19 protein-coding genes are annotated in these 19,430 nt (G+C 74.7%); 5 read left to right on the top strand and 14 right to left on the bottom strand.

Annotated elements, in window-relative coordinates; genetic code table 11:
• The first annotated feature begins 74 nt into the window (after positions 1 to 74).
• On the top strand, positions 75 to 359 hold the full coding sequence (locus tag MXD60_RS18730; RefSeq protein ID WP_248820611.1) for a hypothetical protein: 285 nt from the start codon (positions 75 to 77) through the stop codon (positions 357 to 359).
• 26 nt (positions 360 to 385) lie between these two features.
• Here the strand turns inward: MXD60_RS18730 and MXD60_RS18725 are convergent, their stop codons facing one another.
• The 10 genes from MXD60_RS18725 to MXD60_RS18680 form a co-directional block, all read right to left on the bottom strand.
• Positions 386 to 1,441 (bottom strand): type III polyketide synthase, encoded by a 1,056-nt coding sequence (locus tag MXD60_RS18725; RefSeq protein WP_248820610.1) that lies wholly within the window; start codon positions 1,439 to 1,441, stop codon positions 386 to 388.
• Positions 1,438 to 2,739, bottom strand: coding sequence for an acyl-CoA dehydrogenase family protein (locus tag MXD60_RS18720; protein ID WP_248820609.1), 1,302 nt, complete (start codon positions 2,737 to 2,739; stop codon positions 1,438 to 1,440). Before MXD60_RS18720 ends, MXD60_RS18725 begins: the two co-directional genes overlap by 4 nt.
• Positions 2,736 to 3,524, bottom strand: coding sequence for a class I SAM-dependent methyltransferase (locus MXD60_RS18715; protein WP_248820608.1), 789 nt, complete (start codon positions 3,522 to 3,524; stop codon positions 2,736 to 2,738). The genes MXD60_RS18720 and MXD60_RS18715 overlap by 4 nt, the downstream gene beginning before the upstream one ends.
• A gap of 265 nt (positions 3,525 to 3,789) precedes the next feature.
• The gene (locus MXD60_RS18710; protein ID WP_308222535.1) at positions 3,790 to 4,674 is read right to left on the bottom strand and encodes a UbiA family prenyltransferase; all 885 of its coding nucleotides are present in this window, start codon (positions 4,672 to 4,674) and stop codon (positions 3,790 to 3,792) included.
• A gap of 248 nt (positions 4,675 to 4,922) precedes the next feature.
• Entirely contained in the window at positions 4,923 to 8,324 is a 3,402-nt protein-coding gene (locus MXD60_RS18705; RefSeq protein ID WP_248820607.1) for a protein kinase domain-containing protein, read from the bottom strand.
• Complete coding sequence (locus MXD60_RS18700; RefSeq protein WP_248820606.1) at positions 8,324 to 9,640, bottom strand: protein kinase family protein; 1,317 nt, start codon at positions 9,638 to 9,640, stop codon at positions 8,324 to 8,326. The genes MXD60_RS18705 and MXD60_RS18700 overlap by 1 nt, the downstream gene beginning before the upstream one ends.
• Complete coding sequence (locus tag MXD60_RS18695) at positions 9,637 to 10,431, bottom strand: hypothetical protein (RefSeq protein ID WP_248820605.1); 795 nt, start codon at positions 10,429 to 10,431, stop codon at positions 9,637 to 9,639. The genes MXD60_RS18700 and MXD60_RS18695 overlap by 4 nt, the downstream gene beginning before the upstream one ends.
• 10 nt (positions 10,432 to 10,441) lie before the next feature.
• Positions 10,442 to 11,302, bottom strand: coding sequence for a vWA domain-containing protein (locus MXD60_RS18690; protein WP_248820604.1), 861 nt, complete (start codon positions 11,300 to 11,302; stop codon positions 10,442 to 10,444).
• A gap of 100 nt (positions 11,303 to 11,402) precedes the next feature.
• Positions 11,403 to 12,002 carry a hypothetical protein gene (locus MXD60_RS18685; RefSeq protein ID WP_248820603.1) on the bottom strand — a complete coding sequence of 200 codons (600 nt, stop codon included), beginning with the start codon at positions 12,000 to 12,002 and terminating at the stop codon, positions 11,403 to 11,405.
• 56 nt (positions 12,003 to 12,058) lie between these two features.
• Complete coding sequence (locus MXD60_RS18680; protein WP_248820602.1) at positions 12,059 to 12,424, bottom strand: hypothetical protein; 366 nt, start codon at positions 12,422 to 12,424, stop codon at positions 12,059 to 12,061.
• Positions 12,425 to 12,646: 222 nt separating this feature from the next.
• Between MXD60_RS18680 and MXD60_RS18675 the strand changes: the two genes are divergently transcribed.
• Positions 12,647 to 13,030, top strand: coding sequence for a response regulator transcription factor (locus MXD60_RS18675; protein WP_248820631.1), 384 nt, complete (start codon positions 12,647 to 12,649; stop codon positions 13,028 to 13,030).
• Here the strand turns inward: MXD60_RS18675 and MXD60_RS18670 are convergent.
• From MXD60_RS18670 to sigK, 4 genes are all read right to left on the bottom strand, one after another.
• Entirely contained in the window at positions 13,012 to 13,740 is a 729-nt protein-coding gene (locus tag MXD60_RS18670; RefSeq protein ID WP_248820601.1) for a response regulator transcription factor, read from the bottom strand. The two genes, MXD60_RS18675 and MXD60_RS18670, sit on opposite strands and share 19 nt — an antisense overlap.
• Positions 13,737 to 15,545, bottom strand: a complete 1,809-nt coding sequence (locus tag MXD60_RS18665; protein WP_248820600.1) for a sensor histidine kinase — start codon at positions 15,543 to 15,545, stop codon at positions 13,737 to 13,739. Before MXD60_RS18665 ends, MXD60_RS18670 begins: the two co-directional genes overlap by 4 nt.
• A gap of 198 nt (positions 15,546 to 15,743) precedes the next feature.
• On the bottom strand, positions 15,744 to 16,466 hold the full coding sequence (locus tag MXD60_RS18660; protein ID WP_248820599.1) for an anti-sigma factor: 723 nt from the start codon (positions 16,464 to 16,466) through the stop codon (positions 15,744 to 15,746).
• Positions 16,463 to 17,101 (bottom strand): ECF RNA polymerase sigma factor SigK, encoded by a 639-nt coding sequence (gene sigK, locus MXD60_RS18655; protein ID WP_248820598.1) that lies wholly within the window; start codon positions 17,099 to 17,101, stop codon positions 16,463 to 16,465. The genes MXD60_RS18660 and sigK overlap by 4 nt, the downstream gene beginning before the upstream one ends.
• A gap of 344 nt (positions 17,102 to 17,445) precedes the next feature.
• Between sigK and MXD60_RS18650 the strand changes: the two genes are divergently transcribed.
• From MXD60_RS18650 to MXD60_RS18640, 3 genes are all read left to right on the top strand, one after another.
• Positions 17,446 to 18,234, top strand: coding sequence for a ferritin-like domain-containing protein (locus MXD60_RS18650; RefSeq protein ID WP_248820597.1), 789 nt, complete (start codon positions 17,446 to 17,448; stop codon positions 18,232 to 18,234).
• Positions 18,234 to 19,106 carry a ferritin-like domain-containing protein gene (locus tag MXD60_RS18645; RefSeq protein WP_248820596.1) on the top strand — a complete coding sequence of 291 codons (873 nt, stop codon included), beginning with the start codon at positions 18,234 to 18,236 and terminating at the stop codon, positions 19,104 to 19,106. The genes MXD60_RS18650 and MXD60_RS18645 overlap by 1 nt, the downstream gene beginning before the upstream one ends.
• 86 nt (positions 19,107 to 19,192) lie before the next feature.
• A partial coding sequence (locus MXD60_RS18640; RefSeq protein ID WP_248820595.1) for a hypothetical protein occupies positions 19,193 to 19,430 on the top strand: 238 nt, incomplete at its 3' end.

Here is a 19,430-nt window from a genome sequence, read left to right as displayed (position 1 = left end):
GCCTGTAACGCCCCGCGCGGCAGCGCACCGCGAGTCCCGAGCCGGGTAGTCCCCGCCGGAGAAGGATGTGCTCCATGAGCGAAGGCACGAACTCCGCAGGTGAAGCCCCTACGTTTGTGGTCGACGGCTACGAGAACGTGGTTGAGGCCATCGCCGCGCTCCGCGAGCACGGCGTGGTGATCGCGGATTTTCGCGGGGCGGACGACCCGGTACGGCGGCGCATCGCGGACGCGCTCACCGGCGCCGGGCTGGCAAACGGGAACTCGCCTTTCATGCTGACCGAGAACGTACTTTTCGTCACCGCGGGAAGAATGCCGAACCGCGCGGAGGTCGAGCGGTACCGCGACGGCGACAAATGATCCGCCGGCGTCGGGGGAACGGCCGGTCAGCGGTGGCGTAGCAGCGCCAGGCAGAGCGTCAGGCCGGGACCGAAGGCCATCGCGACGACGGTCGCGTCGGCTGCGAGGCCCCGGCGGAGCTGGTCGAGGACGAGCAGGACCGTGCCCGACGAGCAGTTGCCCCGGGTGTCGAGGACGCCGCGGGTCGCCGCGGTCTGCGCGGGGGTGAGGCCCAGGCGTTCCTCGACGACGTCGACGATGCGCGGGCCGCCGGGATGCACGGCCCACCCGCCGACGTCGGTGATGTCCGCGCCGGTCGACGCGAGCAACGCCCCCGTCGCCTCCTCGACGTGCTTGGCGAGCACCCCCGGCACCCGCGGCGACAGGCCCATCCGGAAGCCGTGGTCGGTGACGTGCCAGCTCATCAGGTCCTCGCTGGCGGGCGCGGTCACGGCGGTGGTGTCGAGGACCTCCAGGCCGTGGGCGGCGTCGGGGACGACGACGACCGCGGCGGCGGCGTCGCCGAACAGCGCGTGCGCGACGACCTGCTCCAGGTCGCGATGTTCCTGCGCGGGCTGGACGTGCAGCGACGTCAGCTCCACGCAGAGCACGAGCGCGGGCAGCCCGCGGGCCCGCACGAAGTCCGCCGCCGCCCCCAGCCCGGGAATCGCGGCGTAGCAGCCCATGTGGCCGACGAGCAGCCGGCGCACGGTCGGCGCCATGCCGAGCTCGCGGGCGAGCCGGATGTCCAGGCCCGGCGTCGCGTAACCGGTGCAGGACACGACGACGAACAGCCCGACGTCGGCGGCGCTGATCCCGGCGTCGGCCAGCGCCTCGCTCGCCGCCCGGTGGCCCAGGGGCGGCGCCTCGTCGAGGTAGCGGCGCATCCGGGCCGCCGTCGACCAGTCGCTGACGTCCTCTCGACGCGGATTCACCACACCATGGCGGGTGCGGACACCGGAGCCGAGGAACAGCCGGCGGGACAGCGCGTCCCCCCGGTACCGGTGGGTGAAGTAGTCGTCCCAGAGCTCCTGCTGGTCATAGACGTCGGGGAAGGCCGAACCCAGGCCGGTGATGACCGCGGCGGCGGGCGCCGCGCTCACCACCGAGCCACGTCCGCGTCGGCCTCCGGGTCGCCGCCGAGCGCCGCGATGCCCAGCCAGTCCGCGCAGACGTCACTCGTCGCGGGTTGCAGTGAGCCGCACCGGGCATCGCGGTAGAGCCGTTCGAGTGGATGCCCGCGGCGGGTGACCGACGTTCCGCAGGCCTCGACGATCGAGGCGGCGACGTCCTGCGCGGTACGCCCGGCGAGCAGCTTCGCCCGCCACACCCACTGGTTCGTGGACGGCGACCCCGGGTCGGCATCCACGCGGCGGGCGCATTCGTCGACGACGGCGTCGAGTGCGGCGAGCGCGGCATCGGCCTGGCCGAACCGGGCGCGCACGGCGGGCAGCCCGGCGAGTCCCCGGGCCAGCCCGGTGCCGGCGCGGCCGCGGGCATGGGTGATCCCGGCGTCGAACACGGCCCGGCCCACACCGGCGTAGACGGCGGCGTAGGAGGCGACGAGCCACTGCGGCATGACCTGCGCGACCAGCAGGCTCAGCCCGGCGACACCACCGACCAGCGCGTCCGCCGGCACCCACACGTCGAGGTGCACGTCGTGGCTGCCGGTGCCGCGCATGCCGAGGGTGTCCCAGTTCGGTTCGACGCTCACCCCGGGTCCGCGCGGGACGAGAAAATGACTGACCGTCGCGGGGGCCGACGGGTCGGATTCGGCGGCGCGGGCGGCGACGAAGAAGACGTCGGCGTGCGACGCCCCCGAGCAGAACGACTTCGTGCCGGTGATCCGGTAGCCCTCGCCGTCGGGCTGATAGCTGGTCCGCAGCTCGGACAGCCGGGAGCCGGCACCCCGTTCGCTCATCGCGACGGCGATGAACGTCCCGGCCGCGGCGTCCGCCAGCGTCCGGTCCCGGGCGGCGAAGAACGACTCCGGCGCGCCCATCGCCCGGGCGAGGTCGTCGGGCGTCCTGGCCATCGCCCCGACGACCGAGGTGTGCATGTTCAGGACCAGCGCGGTCGCGCCGCTGCCCGCGGCGAGGACACGCGCGGCGTCCGCCCAGTCGGCGAAACCACCGCCGGACCCGCCGAGCCGCTTCGGCACGAGCAGGCCCAGCAGCCCGGCGCCGCGCAGCTCGTCGAGGTCGGCGGCGGGCAGCTCGCCGTCGCGGTCGGCCTCGGCGGCCCGCCCGGCCAGGCCGTCGACGGCACCGCGGGCGAGCGCGGCGCCATCGACGTCGCGGACGGCGAGTTCGTCGCCGTCGACGTCGACGTGGGCCGGTTCGGTGCCGTTGGCGTCGTCGTGAGTGGCGAGAGTGCGGGGCGACGGGATCGGGGCGTTCACAGGTGGTCCTTTCCGGTCACGGATCGGACGCCCACCGCCTGGTAGACCCCGGCGGTGGAACCGGTCGGCAGCATCCGGACCGCATCGGCGCGGCGCGCCAGCCACCGGGCGTAGTCGACGAGCGACGGGCGCAGCCCGCCGACGACGGTCATCTCGATCCCGGCGCGGCCGAGCGCGCGGGCCAACCGGTCGGGCGAGACGAGCAGCTTCGGGTCATGCAGTCGCCGCGGCGGCCCGCCGGGCAGATGCTCGGCGACGCGGATGAGGGCGAGCCGGCAGAACAGGGTGTCGGCGAGCGTGTCGATGACGACGGTGCCGCCCGGCGCGAGCACCCGGCCGATCTCCGCGCAGGCACCGTCGAGGTCGGCGAGATGCTCGAACAGCTCACCGGCGACGACGCAGGAGAACCGCGCGTCGGGAAACGGCAGGTGGTGCACGTCGGCGCGGATCGCCGCGACCCCGTGCCCGGCGGCCTGGCGCAGCGCGGGCGCCGACAGGTCGACGCCGACGTGGCGCCAGCCGGCGAGCCGGCCGGTGAGCGCCACCGACAGCAGCCCGGCGCCGCAGGCGAGGTCGAGCAGCGGCGCGCCCGGACGAGGCGGATCCGGGATGAGTCGCCCCCGGGCCTCGGCGAGCCAGCGCAGCGCGGCGAACTGCCCGTGCGTCCCCCACCACTCGTCGGTGAGGTCGTCGTACTGGGCGGGATCGTTCCTGGGCCGGCGAGGGGCGGGCCGGCGAGGGGCGGGCCGGCGAGATGCGGGCCGCGGCAGCGGGGGAGCGTTCACGGGTCTCCCGGTTGGGCGTCGGATCCGTCGGCCGGCGACCGAACCGGTATCTCCCCGGCACGATCTGCGGTGTAACCGATCTCAAGGTAATGGTAGGCCCAACCCATTCCCACCATCGACACAATGGCGGTACACGTTCGACCGGGCCGGACGTGGCGCGAGCAGGCCCGCCTCCGCCGACAGCCGGTGGCCGGCGGCAGGCCGGCGGCTGGCGGCAGGCCGGCGGCTGGTGGGCACGGGCGCGCCGGCGGCGGTGAGCCGCCGGTCAGTCCAGCCGGGTACCGGCGGCGACGACGAGCGCGACGTCGATCGCGGCGACGGCCATCGCGGTGCGAAACGCGGTCTCGTCGTCGCGGCGCAGGCCGACGCCGGTCAGCACGCCCACCGCGGTCAGCACGCTCACCCGCCAGGGCGACGGCCGAGCCGGCCCGAGCACCGCCACCGCGGAGCCGGCGGCGAGCAGCAGCGCGGCCGATCCGCGCGAACCGTCCGCCCCGAGGCGCTGGGGCAGGCCGCGCACGCCGGTGCGGGCATCGGCGTCGAGGTCGGGCAGCACGTTGGCGAAGTGCGCGCCCGCGCCGAGCAGCGCCGCCGCCGCCGGCAGCCACCACGGCGGCTCGGGACTGCCGGGCAGCCCCCGCACGACGAACGTGGGCAGCAGCGCGAACGACACCGCGTACGGGACGACGGACAGCGGCGTCGCCTTCAGCCCGAGGTTGTAACCCCAGGCGCTCGCGACCGCCGCTAGGTGGGTGAGCCCGGCCCGCCGCCCCGACGCCAGCGACAACGGCACACACGCGACCAGCGCCGACGCCGTGGCCGCCGCCACCGTCCCCGCCGCGAGCCCGTCGGCGACGAGCGGTTTGTCCCCCCGGCCCCCGGCCGCGTCCCGGTGCCGGTCGACGAGATCGTTGCTCCACCCCACCGAGAGCTGCCCGGCCAGCACCGCCGACGCCACCAGCCCCACCCCGCCCGCCGTCCGCCGGCTGGACCCCGCGAGCGCCGCCGCGAACAGCGTCACCGCCGCCGTCGGCTCCGGATGACACGCCCGCACCAGCGCCGCGACCTGCTTCGTGACGGCAGGCCGCCGCCGTGGCGTGCCGAGGCCGGGGATTCCAGCGAATCGCCGTCCCACGGCCGGTCGTGCCACAGGGGTGATCGTCGCACGAATCTCGCGTGCGGGACCCGCACCCGGTACCCCCGACGACACCGCGCCGCTGCGTGTCCACCGCCCGCTAGCCGAGGGCCTCGGTAGGGGTATGCAACGACAGATCGGCGCTCTTCGGGAAATATAATTCTCAACCTTCGAGCGTCATTGTTCAGAAAGACACCAACAGCCCCTGCGGCATGACGCGACGCGGGCGATGGACAGGCTCTCAGAGGTACTGATGGCGGCGGTCACCGGCCGCGGCGCGAGGTCGACCCGCGGCGCAGCGCGAGCCAGATGGCCCCGGCGAGGGCGGCGGTCAGCAGCAGCAGGGCGGCGAGATCGAACGTCCAGGTGCCGGCCTGGTCATGCCACAGGGGGTCATCGGGACCGTGTTGATAGCCGGTCGTCGCCGCGACCAGCGCGAAGCCCCACCTGGCGGGCATCAGGTACGCCACCTGTTCCAGCGGCGGCCTGTGGTTCAGCGGTACGAGCAGCCCGCACAGCAGGAACTGCAGCAGCAGGATGACGACGAGGATCGGCATGCCGCGGTCGGCGTTCGCGATCAGCGCGGAGACCAGCAGCCCCTGCACCATCGCGGCCAGCGTCACGGCGGTCATGGCGGCGGCGATCTCGGTGACCCCGTCGCCCAGGACCAGCGGGTGGTCCGGCCCCGGCTGGCCGGCCAGCCCCACGACGGCCAGGATCACGGCCTGCACGCAGGTGATCAGGCCGAGGACGGCGAGCTTCGACCAGAGGTAGGCGCCGCGGGACAGCCCGATCGCCTGCTCCCGCTGGAAGACCGAGCGCTCCTTGACCAGCTCGCGGAACGATCCGGCGAACCCCGTGAACGCACAGCCGAGGATGAGCACGAGCATGAGCGGCGCGATGTCCGTGCGATCCGCGCCGGGACCAGGCCCACCGCCGGGACCCCCGCCCGGGCCGACCTGCAGGCTCCGCCACGACAGCCCGGCATCGCCGGGCAGCAGCTGCGCGAAGAGGCTCAGGACCAGCGGCAGCGCCAGGAGGAACACGGCGTAGGCCCGGTCGGCCGCGATCACCGCGAGGTAGCGGCGGGCGAGCGCGGAGAACTGGCGCAGCGCCGGCTGCTGGCGCGGCGGCGCGTCCGGCACGGCCCGCGCCGGAGCCGCGGCCGGCGGCGCCGGGGCGCTCGGCGTCCCGTACTTCGCGTACTGCGGCGAGGCCTTGAACCGGGCCGTCCAGTCGACCTCGCGGGAACGGTCGAGCAGCAGGAACATGTCGGCGAAGTCGTGCTGGCCGAAGTACGCGAGCGCCTCGCCGGGCGGCCCGAAGTAGGCGAGCTTGCCGCCCGACGCGAGCACCAGCAGTCGGTCGCACAGGTCGAGCTGGGCCGGCGAGTGGGTGACGACGACGACCGTCCGGCCGTCGTCGGCCAGCGTGCGCAGGGTCTGCATCACCGACTTGTCCATGCCCGGGTCCAGGCCGGACGTCGGCTCGTCGAGGAAGAGCAGCGACGGGCGGGTGAGCAGCTCCAGGGCCACGCTGGTGCGTTTGCGCTGCCCGCCGGACAGGGTGCTGATCCGCTGCGCCGCCTGGTCGGTGAGTCCCAGCTCGCCGATGACCTCCTCGACCCGGGCGTTGCGTTCGGCCGCCGGGGTGTCGGCGGGGAAGCGCAGTTCGGCGGCGTAGCGCAGGGCCCGGCGGACGGTGAGCTGCGGGTGCAGGATGTCGTCCTGCGGGACCAGCCCGATGCGCTGGCGCAGCTCGTCGTAGGCGGCATACAGGTCGCGGCCGGCGTAGCGGACCTCGCCGGAGTCGGCGGGACGCTGCCCGGTCAGCGCGCCGAGCAGCGTCGACTTCCCGGCGCCGCTGGGCCCGACGACGGCCAGCAGGCTGCGCTGCCCCAACGCGAACCCGACCCCGTCGAGCAGGCGCCGGCCCGAGCGGGTGACAACCAGGTTGTCGGCCTCGAACGAGATGTCGCCGGAGTCGGTGTACTCGACGAGCGTGCCGCCCTGCAGCCGCAGCAGCGCGTGCCCGATGCCGACGATGTCGTCAGGGCCGATCGTCGCCTGGCCGACCCGGCGGCCGTTCACGAACGTCCCGTTCCAACTGCCGAGGTCGACGAGGTGCCACTCCGACCCGACCTGACGCAGCTCCGCGTGCCGCCGCGAGACGAGCGGTTCGGCGAGCACCACGTCACACTCGGGCCCGCGGCCGATGACGACCGTCGCCGCCCCGACCGGATGCAGCGCCGTGGCGCCGCGCCCCCACCAGGTTCCGCTTCGACCGGATGCGGGTGGCCCGCCGCCGCCCGGCCCGGCTGCCGGGAACGTGGCCGGCGGTGCGGCTGGTGCCGGTCGTTTCCAGGAGTGGCTCCCGGCGGCGACCCGGGTGGTTGGCACGGCCGGGGGGACAGGCCGCGGTGGGGCTGGTGGCGTCGGCGGTGCGGCTGGTGGGGCCTTGGGTGGGGCCGGTGGTGCCTTGGGCGGAGGCGGCCCAGCCGCCGATGGGGCGGGTGGTGTCGGTGCGGGGGCGGGTGGTGTCGAGGGCGGGCGGGGCGTCTGCCACCAGCCGGTCCCGGACGCCCTCGGCGGTGCGGCCGGGGTTGGCGGCGCCGCGGCGGCCGGTGTGACGGAGGGCTGGGCAGGCGGTGATGGCGGGGCGGGCGGGCCCTGCGGGATGGACGGGTTCTGCGGGGTGGGCGGGTTCTGTGGGGTGGGCGGGTTCTGTGGGGTGGGAGGTGGCGCTGGGTTGGGCGGCGTCTGGGCGGCGCCGTGACCGCGCGTCCACCAGGCACCTGCGGGGGCCGGGGCGGCGGGTGGCGGAACCGGGGCCGCCGGGGCGGCGGGGGTGAGGGCGGCGCGGATCGCGGCGGCGAAGGCGGACGCGGACGGATGCCGGTCGGCGGGGTCCTTCGCCATGCCCCGCGCGATCACGGCGTCCAGGGCCGCGGGCAGCCCGGGGCGCACGGCGGTGAGCGCGGGCGGCGGGTCCTGTAGGTGCGCCCGGATCAGGCCGAGCCGCTCGGGGGCCTCGAACGGCCGGCGTGCGGTCAGGCACTCGAAGAACAGGCAGGCCAGCGAGTAGACGTCCGTGCGGTGGTCGACCCGCCCCGGCCCGAACCGTTCGGGCGCCATGTAGTCGAGCGTGCCGATCATCGCGCCGGTGGTGGTCAGGCCGGCGCCGTCGACGGACCGGGCGATCCCGAAGTCGACGAGGTAGACGAAGTCCGTCGGCCGGCCGCCGCCGGCGCACAGCACGTTGGACGGCTTGACGTCACGGTGGATCAGCCCGTCGGCGTGCGCGGCGTCCAACGCGGCCGCGACCTGTTCGGCGACGCTGACGGCGATCAGCGGGTCGAGCGGCCCGTCGCGCAGGACCCGGCCGAGATGGTCGCCCTCCACCAGCCGCATGTCGAGGAAGAGCTGGCCGTCGATCTCGCCGTGGCGGTGGATCGGGATCACGTGCGGCTCGCGCAGCTGCGCCGCGATCTCGGCTTCCCGGCGGAACCGCTCGGTGAACTGCCGGTCGCCGGCCAGGCTCGGCAGCAGCAGCTTGAGCGCCACCATCCGCTGCTGCGCCGTGTCGTAGGCGCGGTAGACCTCGCCCATACCGCCGCGTCCCAGCACCGCCTCGATGCGGTACGGCCCGAACATCCGCTCTGCCATCATGACTTCCCCGGTGGTTGTTTCCGCTGACGTCGCCGGCGCATACGGATGAGGACGAGCAGCGCTGGCAGGGCGGCGAGCAGGACGCGCGGGGCCGGCGGCACGCCGGCCGGAGCCAGGAGACTGAAGAGGAGCAGGCAGAAGAACGCGGTCAGGGCTCCCTTGGCCGCGGCGCCCAGCACCTTGCCGGCGGTGCGCAGCCGCCGCCGGTCGCCGGTCGCCGGCCGCGGCTGCTCGGGCGGGGCGGGGCTCGGCGCGGGCTGGGCGGCCTCGGCCGGCTGCTGCCACCAGGTGGTCTGACCCGTCGGCCGGGAGCCAGGCCGCGGCTGGGGATGTGCCGGCACCGTGGTGGGCCCGGTGAACCCGGGCGGCGCGGCGACCGGCGGGTGCGTGGTCTCCGAGCGGGTCCACCAGGGCAGGGGTTGAGCGAGCAGTCCTTCGAGGTCGCCGGCGGCCGTCCAGCCGGGCGCGCAGCAGGCCCGCAGCCGGGCGGCGAGCCGGTCGATCCGCGGGTCGTGGAGCCGCTCCAGCGAGGACCAGGCCCGGGTCTGGTGCGGCGGCTGGTAGTCCTGGTCGCGCAGGAGCAGGTTCTCGCCGTCGTTGAGCTGCTCCCACTGCGCCGGATCGCGGGCGAGGGCCAGCAGCGACAGGTAGATGACGAGGCCGGGGAACGTGTCCATCCACGGGCCCCAGCGGCGGTTCTCGGGCTGGTAGTTGCGGTGCCCCACCTCCGTCGGCGCCGGTGAGCCGGCGAACGGGGCGATCCAGGAGCTGTCGAAGTCGACCAGGCGCAGCCGGCCGGCGGGGTCGACGAGCACGTTGCCGTGCTGCAGGTCGCCGTGCGCGAAGCGGGCGGCCTGGGTGCGGCGCAGCAGGTCGCGCCAGGAGTCGGCGAGCGCCGTCAGCGCCGCCCGGTCGTCGGCCTCGGCAAGGTCCTCGACGTGCTGGTCGAGGGTCCGCCCCTCGACCCATTCCATCTGGACCATCGGCCAGCGCCGCCCGTTGACCAGGATCGCCTGCTCCACCCAGTGGCAGACGGCGACGTCCCCGGTGAGGTTCCGCTCGGTGAACCAGGCGTTGAGCGCCGTGTAACGCACCTCGGTGGCGGCGTCGTCACGGGTGAAGAACCGCAGCGCCTGCGCGCTGCCGCCGACCGTCGCCCGGAACACCACCGCCGTGGAACCCGACGCGGGAACGGGAATGCCCAGCATCGGATGCTCGTCGAAGCGGGCCGCGACCAGCTCGGGCCGGTCGAACACGACCGCGGGCTGCTGCACGGCGCGGATGTAGTCCTCCGCGGAGGGATACGCGGTCACAGGTTCACGACCAGGTCGGCGGGCTCGTCGGTGACGAGCCGGACGCGCAGCAGGGTGACGTCGTCGTTGTGCAGCCGGCCTGTGGCGCGTTGGTCGGCGACGAGGGCCGCGAACGTCGCGTCGTGCGCCAGCTCGACGAGTACCGGCCACAGTGCCGCCTCGTCGTGCGCCGCCTGTGCGAGCAGCCAGGCGGCCAGCGCGTCGGTGGCGATGAACAGCACGTCGCCGGCGCGGACCTCGCCGGCGGCCAGGCCCAGGCCACGCACCATCGGGCCGAGCGCCCGCGGGTGGGTGCTGATGCCGTCGGGGGACAGGCCGAACTCGTCGACGCCGATCGGCGGGAAGTGGGTGAGCAGCCGCCCGGCACGGATGTGGAACAGCACGGTGTCGCCGAGCGCGGCGGCCTCCCAGCGGGCCCGCGGGCCGTCGAGGTCGGCCAGCCGGCAGCCCAGGAACGTCGCGAACGAGCCCTCCGCGCGGAACTTGTGCTCCTCGATGACCGTCGCGAACCTGGTCGGCGCCTCGGCCACCCACAGCCGCTGGACCTGCTCGAACCAGGCCCCCAGCCCGTCGGGGGTGAGGACGGGACCAGGCCGGGCGACGAACGAACCGACAAGGTGTTCCACCCAGCGGATCGCGTCGTACGCCTCGGTCGCCCCGTCCACGACCACATAGCGGGGCACTGTGCCCGCGGCCGGATCGCCGTCGTCGTACGCGGCGGCGTCCTCCCATTCCAGCGCGGCGCTGCCCTGCTTCTCCAGGGCGAAACAGGTGGAGCGGGCGAGGATCATCCGCGTCTCCTCACCGGTCCCGGACGGCGGCGACCCGGGTGCCGATCTCCAGGAACCACACGAGGGTGGCCAGGCCCGCGTTGAACACGAACCCGCGGGCACCGTCGGCGATCTCCACCCGGGCGCCCCGTGCGTTCGCGACCATCGACGCCGGCAGCGCGCTGGAGATCGCGAACAGGTCGGGTCCCGGCGCGGGCAGCCCGGCACCCGTGACGGGGAACAGCACCTCGGGCGCGATCGTCGGCGACAGGAAGATGTTGAACAGCAGCGTCCCGCCGTCCCGGGTCTCGATCGAGGTGAGCCGGGCGGCCCATTCGGCGAGGTCGGCGCCGTCGAACGGGCTGTCGGTGACCATCCCGTCGGTGATGTTGATGACGATCGGCGGGAACGAGTCGGGATGGTTCGCCGCCCACTCGTACACGTGCTCGCCGGCCGCCGCGATGGCCTGGCACATCGGCGTGCGGTAGCCGAACACGGGCTCGACCCAGACGGGCAGCCGGGAGCCGGCGACCGCGTCGACGGTCGGATCGTCGGGGCCACCGCGCAGCGGCTCGACCCGCAGCGGGCTGTCGAACACCTGCGGGATCGGCACGATCGGCCCGCCGCCGAGCGCGGGCTCGACCCCCTCGCCGCCCGCCGTCGGGCAGGCACCGTAACCGAAGACGCCGACGTCGAAGTAGTGCCGGGCCCGGCCACCGACCTCCTTCGCCGACTTCACGCACAGGTCGAGCAGGATCTTGTTCACGGCGCGGGCGGCGCCCTCGGCGAGCGTGCCCCCGCTGGACTGCCACGGCTGCTTCATCGAGTCGGATCGGTCCAGCAGGAACACGATGCAGCCGGGGTTAGCGCGGGAGAAGGTCTGCTCGTACATCTCGTCGTCCGTCCTGATCGTCCATTCGTGCTGGTCAACCGTCCGCGCCTGGTCGGGGCGCGGTCGGCGTCGTGCGAGCTCGTCGTCGGTCGCCAGGTCGTCAGGGGGCTCGGCGCCGACGGCTCGCGACGACGGTGGGCGGCCACGCGGTCCCGGGCCGCCACGTCCACTCGTGGGCGTCGACGCGGCAGCGGAACGCGTATCCGGCCGACGTGTGCCCGACGTCGACGCGGAACGCGCCGCAACGCGGGCACTGCACCACGCGGGGCGCCTCGGGTACCTGGATGGGGTCGTGGGTGGCCGGGCGGTCGGGCGCCGCGGACTCACCCCTGCCGACGGCGGGCGGCGGGGCACCCTGGTTCCACCACCGGCCCGCGGCCGGGGCGCCGGGCGGCCGCTCGACCGGCAGTATCACCTGTGTCGGTCGCTCGACGTCCGGGTCCCGCACGGTCCGCGGACCCGCGTCGAGGGCGCGCCGACCAGCGTGGCGGCCCTCCGGCTCGGTCGGCCGCCGGTGAGCCGGTTCCGGCGCCGGTTCGTCCGGGCGTGCCGGTAGCACCACCAGCCACGCGAGCAGCACGCCGCCGATGGCGGACCCGAGGACGACGGCGAGCGGGGCCCACCAGACCGGCCGGGCGGGCAGCCACAGCATCCAGCCACCCAGGGCCGCGACGAGCGCCCCCGCCACGGTGACAACCATGATCACGTATCGCGGGACCGGCTCCCCGTTGCTCCGTCCCGGCGCGGCCCGCCCGCTCACGGCCCGTCCGCCCGGAGGCGGAACGGCGCGCCGGTCGTCCCGACAACCGGCCGGCATCCCCGGCCGGCCGCTGGGTCCGGGGCGGCGGGATCCTGGGCAGCCGCGGCCGGGTCGGGGGTGGCCTGCGGTTTCGGGTCGACGAGGTGCCAACCGCCCGGAGGTCGCAGGCAGACGGTCGTCGTCGCCCGGGCGGACGCGGTGGACGAGGCGGACGCAGCGGACGGCGTGACCGACACGGTGACGGTGACGTCCGCGGTGACGGCTCCGAACAGGTGCACCAGGAAGACGACGCCGAACGCGACCACCGCCGCGTACACGGGTGCCAGCGCCGGGTGCTGCCACGGCGCGCGGGGCCGGGTCATCCCGGCTGCTGGATGGTTCCGGAGCCACCCCCCGAGCTGCCTCCGGGACCACCTCCGATCGCGGCGAGCGCGCGTCCGAGCACGGCCAGCACAGGCTTCATGCCCGGAAGTCTCGGGTGGTTCGGCCGCCGGCACATCGGTGCCAGCACGGACATTCCACGGCGAGACGCGTCAGTGATGACACTGATGGCATGGGCCGGCCGCGGTGCTACCGTCCGGCGGATGGACCGGGTGGCGGTGGGGCGCGTCTTCATCGTCGACGACAACGCGCCGTTTCGCGCCGTCGCCCGGGCGCTGCTGGAAAGCGGCGGCTACGAGGTCGTCGGGGACGCCGCGACCGGAGCCGAGGCGCTGGCCGGCGTGCCCGCGGCGGGCCCCGACATCGTGCTGCTGGACGTCGCCCTGCCGGACACCGACGGGTTCAGCGTCTGCCGGGAGCTGCGAAGCGCGGCGCCCGACGCGACGGTGGTGTTCTGCTCGGTGCGCGACGCCGAGCACTACGGCGACGCGGTCGAGCGTTCCACCGCGGCCGGGTTCCTGCCCAAGTCGGCGTTGTCGGCGGCGGCGCTGGCGTTGCTGGTGGCGCGTCAGGCCGAGCGCAGGTAGGTCAGCACCGCGAGGACGCGGCGGTTGTGCTCGGTCTCGTCGGGCAGCGCGAGCCGGACGAAGATGTTGCGGACGTGCGTCTCGACGGTGCGGGTCGTCAGGTGCAGCTCGTCGGCGATCGCCGCGTTGGACCGGCCCTGCGCCATCAGCCCGAGGACCTGCCGTTCCCGGGGGCTGAGTTCGGCCAGCTCGTCGCGTCTGCCCCGGCCGCCGGCGAGCAGCGGGACGACCTCGGGATCGAACGCGCAGCCGCCGGCGGCCACCCGGCGGACGGCGTCGAGGAAGTCCGGCCCGGTGACCCGGTCCTTGAGCAGGTAGCCGACGCCCCGCGCGGTGCGTCCGACGAGCTCGTCGAGATGCGCGACCTCCAGATGCTGGGACAGCAGCAGCGTTCCCGTCACGGGGTGGCGCCGCCGCAGCAGCACGGCCGCGCGCAGCCCCTCCAGGTGCTGGGTGGGCGGCATCCGGATATCGACCACCGCGAGGTCCGGGCGCTCCCGCTCGACCGCGTCGAGGAGCCGCTCCGCATCGCCGGCCTGCGCGACGACCCGGCACCCGTTGCCTTCCAGGAGTTCGACGAGCGCCACCCGGAACAACGCCGAGTCGTCAGCGAGCACGACCCGCGTCACCCCCGTCGTCGACGCGGTGGTGGTGGTGGCGGTGGTGGCGGTGGTCGTGGCAGGGGTGGCAGGGGTGGCGGCGATGGTCACGGTCCCTCCAGGGGGAGATCGGCGTGGACGGACGTTCCGGCGCCGGGGAAGCTGCGCACGACCAGGGTGCCGTCGAGCGCGGCGACCCGGTCACGCAGGCCGAGCAGACCGGTGCCCGCCGACAGGTCGGCCCCGCCGACGCCGTCGTCGGCGACGGTGACGAGCAGCCGGTTCCCGGACGCCCGGACGTGCACGTGGACCGCGCTGGCGCGGGCGTGTTTCGCCGCGTTCGTCACGGCCTCCGCGGCGACGAAGTAGACCGTCGCGGCGACCCGGGCCGCCAGCGGCGGCAGTGCGGGGCCGTCGACGACCCGTACCGGCGAGGCGGAGCGGGCGGCGAGCGCCCGCAGCGCGGGGAGCAGCCCGGCCTCCGTCAGCACGGCGGGATGGATACCGCGGGCGAGTTCGCGCAGCTCCGTCAGTCCCGCCTCCAGCCCGTCGGCGGCCCGCCGGAGCAGGGCGTCGAGCTCCCGGTCGGTCCCTTCGGGATCGAGCCGGTCGCGGGCGAGGCGCAGCACGAGCGCGGTGGTGACGAGCTGCTGCTGGGCGCCGTCGTGCAGGTCCCGCTCGATCCGGCGGCGCTGCTCGTCGGCGGCGGCGACGATACGGACCCGGGACGCGCGGACCTCGGCGAGCTGGGCCCGCACCGTCGCGGCGAGCCGCTGGTTGTCCAGCTCCAGGGCCGCGGCGGCGCTCACCGCGTGCAGGACATGCCGGTCGGCGCGCAGCGCGGGGTCGTGCAGGAACACGGCGACCACCCGCTCGTCGCGCCGGACCGGTGTGATCGCGTCGTACGGGCCGGGCGTGACGGGCTGCCCGGCGCCGTCCACGTAGCTGTCGGGGGAGCCCGTCTCGTCCGGGTGGTGGTAGGCGATGCGCAGTGTCGGGTCGCCGAGCGCACGGGCCAGCAGGTCCCGCAGGTCCGCATGCGGTGTCCGGGGCAGGTCGAGCAGGAGGTCCGCGACCGCCGTGCGGCCCAGCCGGACCCGTAGCGCCCCCGCCAGGAACGCCACCGGCAGCCCCAGGGTCGCCAGGTGGGCGACCGCGTTGAGCGACGACGCGCCGGACTCCGCCAGCGCCGAGTCCAGGATCGCCGCGATGCTCCCGACGAGCCCGACGCCGTACACCGGCGCGAGCACCCGTCGCGCGGGCGGGGTGGCGACGATCCAGCGCCGGACCAGCAGCGCGACGACGGCCACGGCGACGACCACCTGCGCGCCATCGAACAGCGTGTTCTGCGGCCGGGACAGATCGGCGACGAACAGCAGGTTCGGCGTCACCGACCGATAGAACGGCACCCCCAGCGGCACGAGGACGCCCACGATCACGTAGACCACGCCGGTCAGGATCCGTTCGACGCGGGTGCGCAGCCGCCCGTCCGGGAAGGCCAGCAGGAGGTGCACCAGGCATCCTGAGGCCGCCGACCGCAGGAACATCCCGGCGGTGTGCGGCCCCGGGTCGCTGGAGATCTGCAGGTCCTCGGCGAACCAGGCGATCCCGACCGTCACCATCCGCAGGCCGAGGCGTCCCGGCCGGCGCAGATGCGTGACCAGGCCGGTGACCAGGTACAGCCCGCCGACCAGGCCGGAGAACAGGGCCGTGGTCGTGTTCGGATCCCGGCCCGAGTCGGACAGCACGAGCACGACCGCGCCGAAAACCGCCCCGGCCACGGCGAGCACCGGGACGCCGGGGCCGGCAGACCCGGCGATCGCCCAGGGACGGCTCTTCCACCCGCGTGATCGCGTCAGGCCGAGTTCGCCGCCCCCGGCACCGTCCCGACCTGACCGCACGATGGATCCGGTCACTGATCGATTATTTGGGTGTCGATCACCGTCGGCAAGCGCCCTGTTCCGCTCAGCGGACCACCTGGATGGCGCGGAGGAGGGAGTTCGCAGGCAGAGCGGGTAGGCGGCGGTGTGTGAGGTCGCCGCGGGAGTCAGGGCCGGATGTCCGCGCGCCCGCCGTCGGCGCCGCGTCTCGCGTCGTGCCCCGGGCCGGCCGCGTCAGCCCGGCAGGGGGGCCGAGCCGATGACCGCGCTGGTCGGCTGCTTGGAGCCGCCGGCTGGCTCGACCGTCACCTTCACGGCCGTCGCCTCCTTGCCGAGCGCGAGGAGCCGGTGTGCCCGTCCGACGTTGCCGCCGACGATGCCGGCGGACTCGACGCCCTTCGCGCTCGCCGCCCAGAGCTGATACACCCGGTTGGCCGGCAGGTCAGGCAGGTCGCGGATGTCGACGAACGCCCGGCCCGCGACGGCGACGACCGCGAGCCGGCCCCCGCCGGCCATCGGCTGCGCCGACCGGGCCGCCACCTCCGACGCGACCGCTTCGAGATCCGCCGCCTGGGCCCGGACGTCGGCGAGCTGATGACGCTGGTTGATCGTCAACGTGCCGACGACACCGAGCGCCACGAAAGCGACGACCGCGGCGACCCCTGAGGCGATCGCGGCGAAGGTCGCCCGCCGCTGCCCGCGGGAACGGCGGTCGGCGAGCCGGGGCGGCAGCTGCGGCGTCGTTTCGATCTCCCGCAGGACCGCCGCGCGCAGCGACGCCGGCGGTGTCCTCGGAACCGCGCCGCCCATCGTGGTCGCGACCGCGCGCAGCTCCCGCAGCTCCGTGGCGCACTCGGGGCAGGCGGCGAGATGGGACTCCAGCCTGGCGCGCTCGGCGTCGTCCAGCGCGTCGAGGGCGTAGGCGCCGATCAGCGTGTGTGCCTCCGGCGAGGTCACGCGGTCACCCCCAGGCAGTCGCGCAGCCGGATCAGTCCGTCGCGCATGCGGGTCTTCACGGTCGGCACCGGGGTCGAGAGCATCTCCGCGACCTCCCGGTAGGTGTAACCGCTGTAGTAGGCCAGGGAGATCGACTCCCGTTGCAGGTCGGTGAGGCCGTGCAGGCAGCGGCGCAGCCGCTCGTACTCCATCCGCAGCTCCACCTGTTCGACGACCTCGTCGTAGCCGGTCTCGCCGCCGCGCGCATCCATGGGGCCGGCCCGCCGCTCCCGGTCCGTCGCGGCCTGCGCGGAACGCACCCGGTCGACCGCGCGGCGGTGCGCGAGGGTGCAGATCCACCCCGTGGCGTTCCCGCGGGCCGGGTCGAACCGGTTCGCCTGCCGCCAGACCTCGACGAAGACCTCCTGGGTGACCTCCTCGGCCTGCGCCGGGTCCCGGACGACCCGGCGGACCAGTCCGTAGACCCGGGCGGCGAGCTGGTCGTAGACGACGGCGAACGCGCGGGTGTCGCCGCGGCCGGCGCGCAGCAGGGCGCTGTCCACGCTGGACGTGCCGTTGCCGGCGTCCAGCGTGGGGTCGTGATCGGCGACGGCGCGTAGCGCGCGCCCGTCGTCGTCATCGGTTCGTCGTTGCATCAGGCGGGACCTCCAGTGCGGGGGATCGGCCCGGCTGCGCCGGGGGTGGGGGCACCGTCGTCGGGCGCCGCGTCGCCGTCAGGTCGATCACCGGTGGCGCTGGCGCCAGCGGTGCTGCTTCGTTCTTCGGAGCGAGCGAACCGTCGGATTGCCGCCGGGCCAGGGAATCTCGCCGCCGGCCGGAACTTTCCGCGACTCGGACCCATCCGGCTGGCCGACAGCTCCGAATCCTCGTCGTCCACCGCCGGTGCGGCCGCTCGGCGGAGTCGGGGACACGGGTCACCGACGAGCACTCCGACAGTGACCACCCCGACAGCGAGCACCATCGGCCACAGGAGGATGCGGTGTCTGACACCGTTGACGAACGGCGCCTGCGGGAACTGAGCGAGGCGTCCGAGGATCTGCACAGCGACTCCATGCGGGCCAACCGCGCGGCCGTCGCCGACTATGTCGAGGCGACCCCGTCCGGCACCCGTCCGTTGTTCGCCGCCCGCGGCGCGGCGGTCGCCGCCGGCCTGGCCGGCGCGGGCGTGCTCGCGATGGGTTCCCGCGCCTGCGCGGCGACGAACGACGTGGCGATTCTCCAGACCGCCGCGTCCATCGAGAACCTCGCGGTCAGCACCTACCAGACCGCCCTGACGCTGCCGTTCGTCGGCGGCGCCGAGGCGAACGGTGTCGTCAAGGCATTCTCGATGAAGACGATGACGCAGCACACCGAGCATGCCGCCGCGTTCAACGCGGCGGCGGTCCGCCTCGGCGGCAAGGCCCAGACCGCCCCGGACCCGAAGTACGCGAAGGTCGTCCAGGCGGCCGTGCCGACAATCAAGGGGCCGGGTGACGTCGTGTCGCTCGCGATCACCCTGGAGGACGTCGCGGCGCAGACCTACACGAAGAACGTCAGCCAGGTCGGCAGCTCGATGCTGCGCCAGCTGTTCGGCAGCGTCGCCGCGGTGGAGGCACAGCACCGGGCCATCCTGCTCGCCGTCTCCGCGCTGCTCAGCGGCGGTGCCGCCGACCTGATCGCGCTGCCGCCCGACGCGGCGAAGCTCCCGAAGGCCGCCGGCAGCGTCGGCTTCCCCGTCGCCTTCTACCCCACCTCGATGGCCTCCCCGGCCACTGAAGGAGCCCTGTGATGACCAGGCGTGACCAGGCTCGCCGGCGTGTCGTACGGCGCGCCGAGCCGGGCATTGGCGACGCGGAGCTGCGCCTGCTGACAGGCGACCTCGACGCGCTGCACCGGGACACGTTCCCGGCGGCGCTGGAGGAGCTTCGCGACACCACCGGCGGGAGGCGGGCGGCGCCGGGGGCGGCCCCCCCCCCCCCCGGGGGGGGGGGGGGCCCCCCGGGGGGCCCCCCCCCCCCCCCGACCAGCCGCCGCGGCGTGCTCCTCGGTGGCATCGCGGCGGCCGGCGCGGGCCTGCTCGCGGCCTGTGGTGGCGGCTCGGACAGCGGCGGCAGCCAGTACGCCGCCGGCGCGACGCCGACCGGCAAGGCCAGCCCGTACACCGGGGACCTGCGGGTCGTCGCGCTGGCCGTGGCCCTGGAGAACCTCGCCGTCGCGGCGTACACGATGGCACTGGCGAAGGCGAAGGCCGGCGACTACGGCACTGTTCCCGCCGCGGTCGGGGAGTTCGCGACCCTCGCCCGCTCGCAGCACACCGATCACGCGAAGGCGTGGAACGGGGTGCTGTCCGGCGCCAAGCTGCCGACGATCACCGGCACGCCGCTGACGATCGCCGCGAGCGAGGTCGCGAAGCTGAAGGCGACGAAGTCCGTCCCCGAACTCGCCGCCTTCGCCCTCAACCTGGAGAACGCCGCGGCCCACACCTACCTGTACGCCATGACCAACGTGACGGGCAGCGGCGGCATCGCGACCGCCGCGACGATCGCCCCGGTGGAGGCGATGCACGCGGCCATCCTGAGCTTCATCGCCGGCGACTACCCGGTGCCCGACTCCTTCATCGACACCAGCAACGCCGTCGGCCCCGCTGCCCTGACCGCCTGACCGCCTGAGGGCCCGGCGGCCACCACCACTCCGCTTCGCGCCGAGAATCCCCCTCGGCGCGAAGCGGCTGTTCGTCCCTGACTCTGATGTCGGCCTCTGACTCTGACGTCGGCCCTGGCCCGGGGGTCCGCCCACGGCCGGCCACCCCGTTCGTCGAACCGCAGCGCGAGGCTGTAACCGACGAGAACCAGCAGGTTCAGCAGGAACAACCAGAAGCCGACCCCGACGGCGGCGCCGACGGCGCGCACTTGAACATCTGCTGCAGACTGAAACCCTGCCCGCGCAGGACCGAGGCGACCGCGGAATGGCTGATCTCGCGCCCCA

It is taken from the genome of Frankia sp. AgB32 (assembly GCF_023243045.1).
Taxonomy (GTDB): Bacteria; Actinomycetota; Actinomycetes; order Frankiales; family Frankiaceae; genus Frankia.
The sequence above is the reverse complement of the archived record's forward strand: the minus strand, read 5'-3'. Positions and strand labels throughout refer to the sequence as shown.

Excerpts from the sequence above, each read along its gene's own strand:
- MXD60_RS18730 (WP_248820611.1), top strand. The coding sequence starts at position 75 with ATGAGCGAAGGCACGAACTCCGCAGGTGAAGCCCCTACGTTTGTGGTC.
- MXD60_RS18705 (WP_248820607.1), bottom strand. The coding sequence starts at position 8,324 with ATGGCAGAGCGGATGTTCGGGCCGTACCGCATCGAGGCGGTGCTGGGA.
- MXD60_RS18695 (WP_248820605.1), bottom strand. The coding sequence starts at position 10,431 with ATGATCCTCGCCCGCTCCACCTGTTTCGCCCTGGAGAAGCAGGGCAGC.
- MXD60_RS18690 (WP_248820604.1), bottom strand. The coding sequence starts at position 11,302 with ATGTACGAGCAGACCTTCTCCCGCGCTAACCCCGGCTGCATCGTGTTC.
- MXD60_RS18685 (WP_248820603.1), bottom strand. The coding sequence starts at position 12,002 with ATGGTTGTCACCGTGGCGGGGGCGCTCGTCGCGGCCCTGGGTGGCTGG.
- MXD60_RS18680 (WP_248820602.1), bottom strand. The coding sequence starts at position 12,424 with ATGACCCGGCCCCGCGCGCCGTGGCAGCACCCGGCGCTGGCACCCGTG.
- MXD60_RS18675 (WP_248820631.1), top strand. The coding sequence starts at position 12,647 with ATGGACCGGGTGGCGGTGGGGCGCGTCTTCATCGTCGACGACAACGCG.
- sigK (WP_248820598.1), bottom strand. The coding sequence starts at position 17,101 with ATGCAACGACGAACCGATGACGACGACGGGCGCGCGCTACGCGCCGTC.
- MXD60_RS18645 (WP_248820596.1), top strand. The coding sequence starts at position 18,234 with ATGACCAGGCGTGACCAGGCTCGCCGGCGTGTCGTACGGCGCGCCGAG.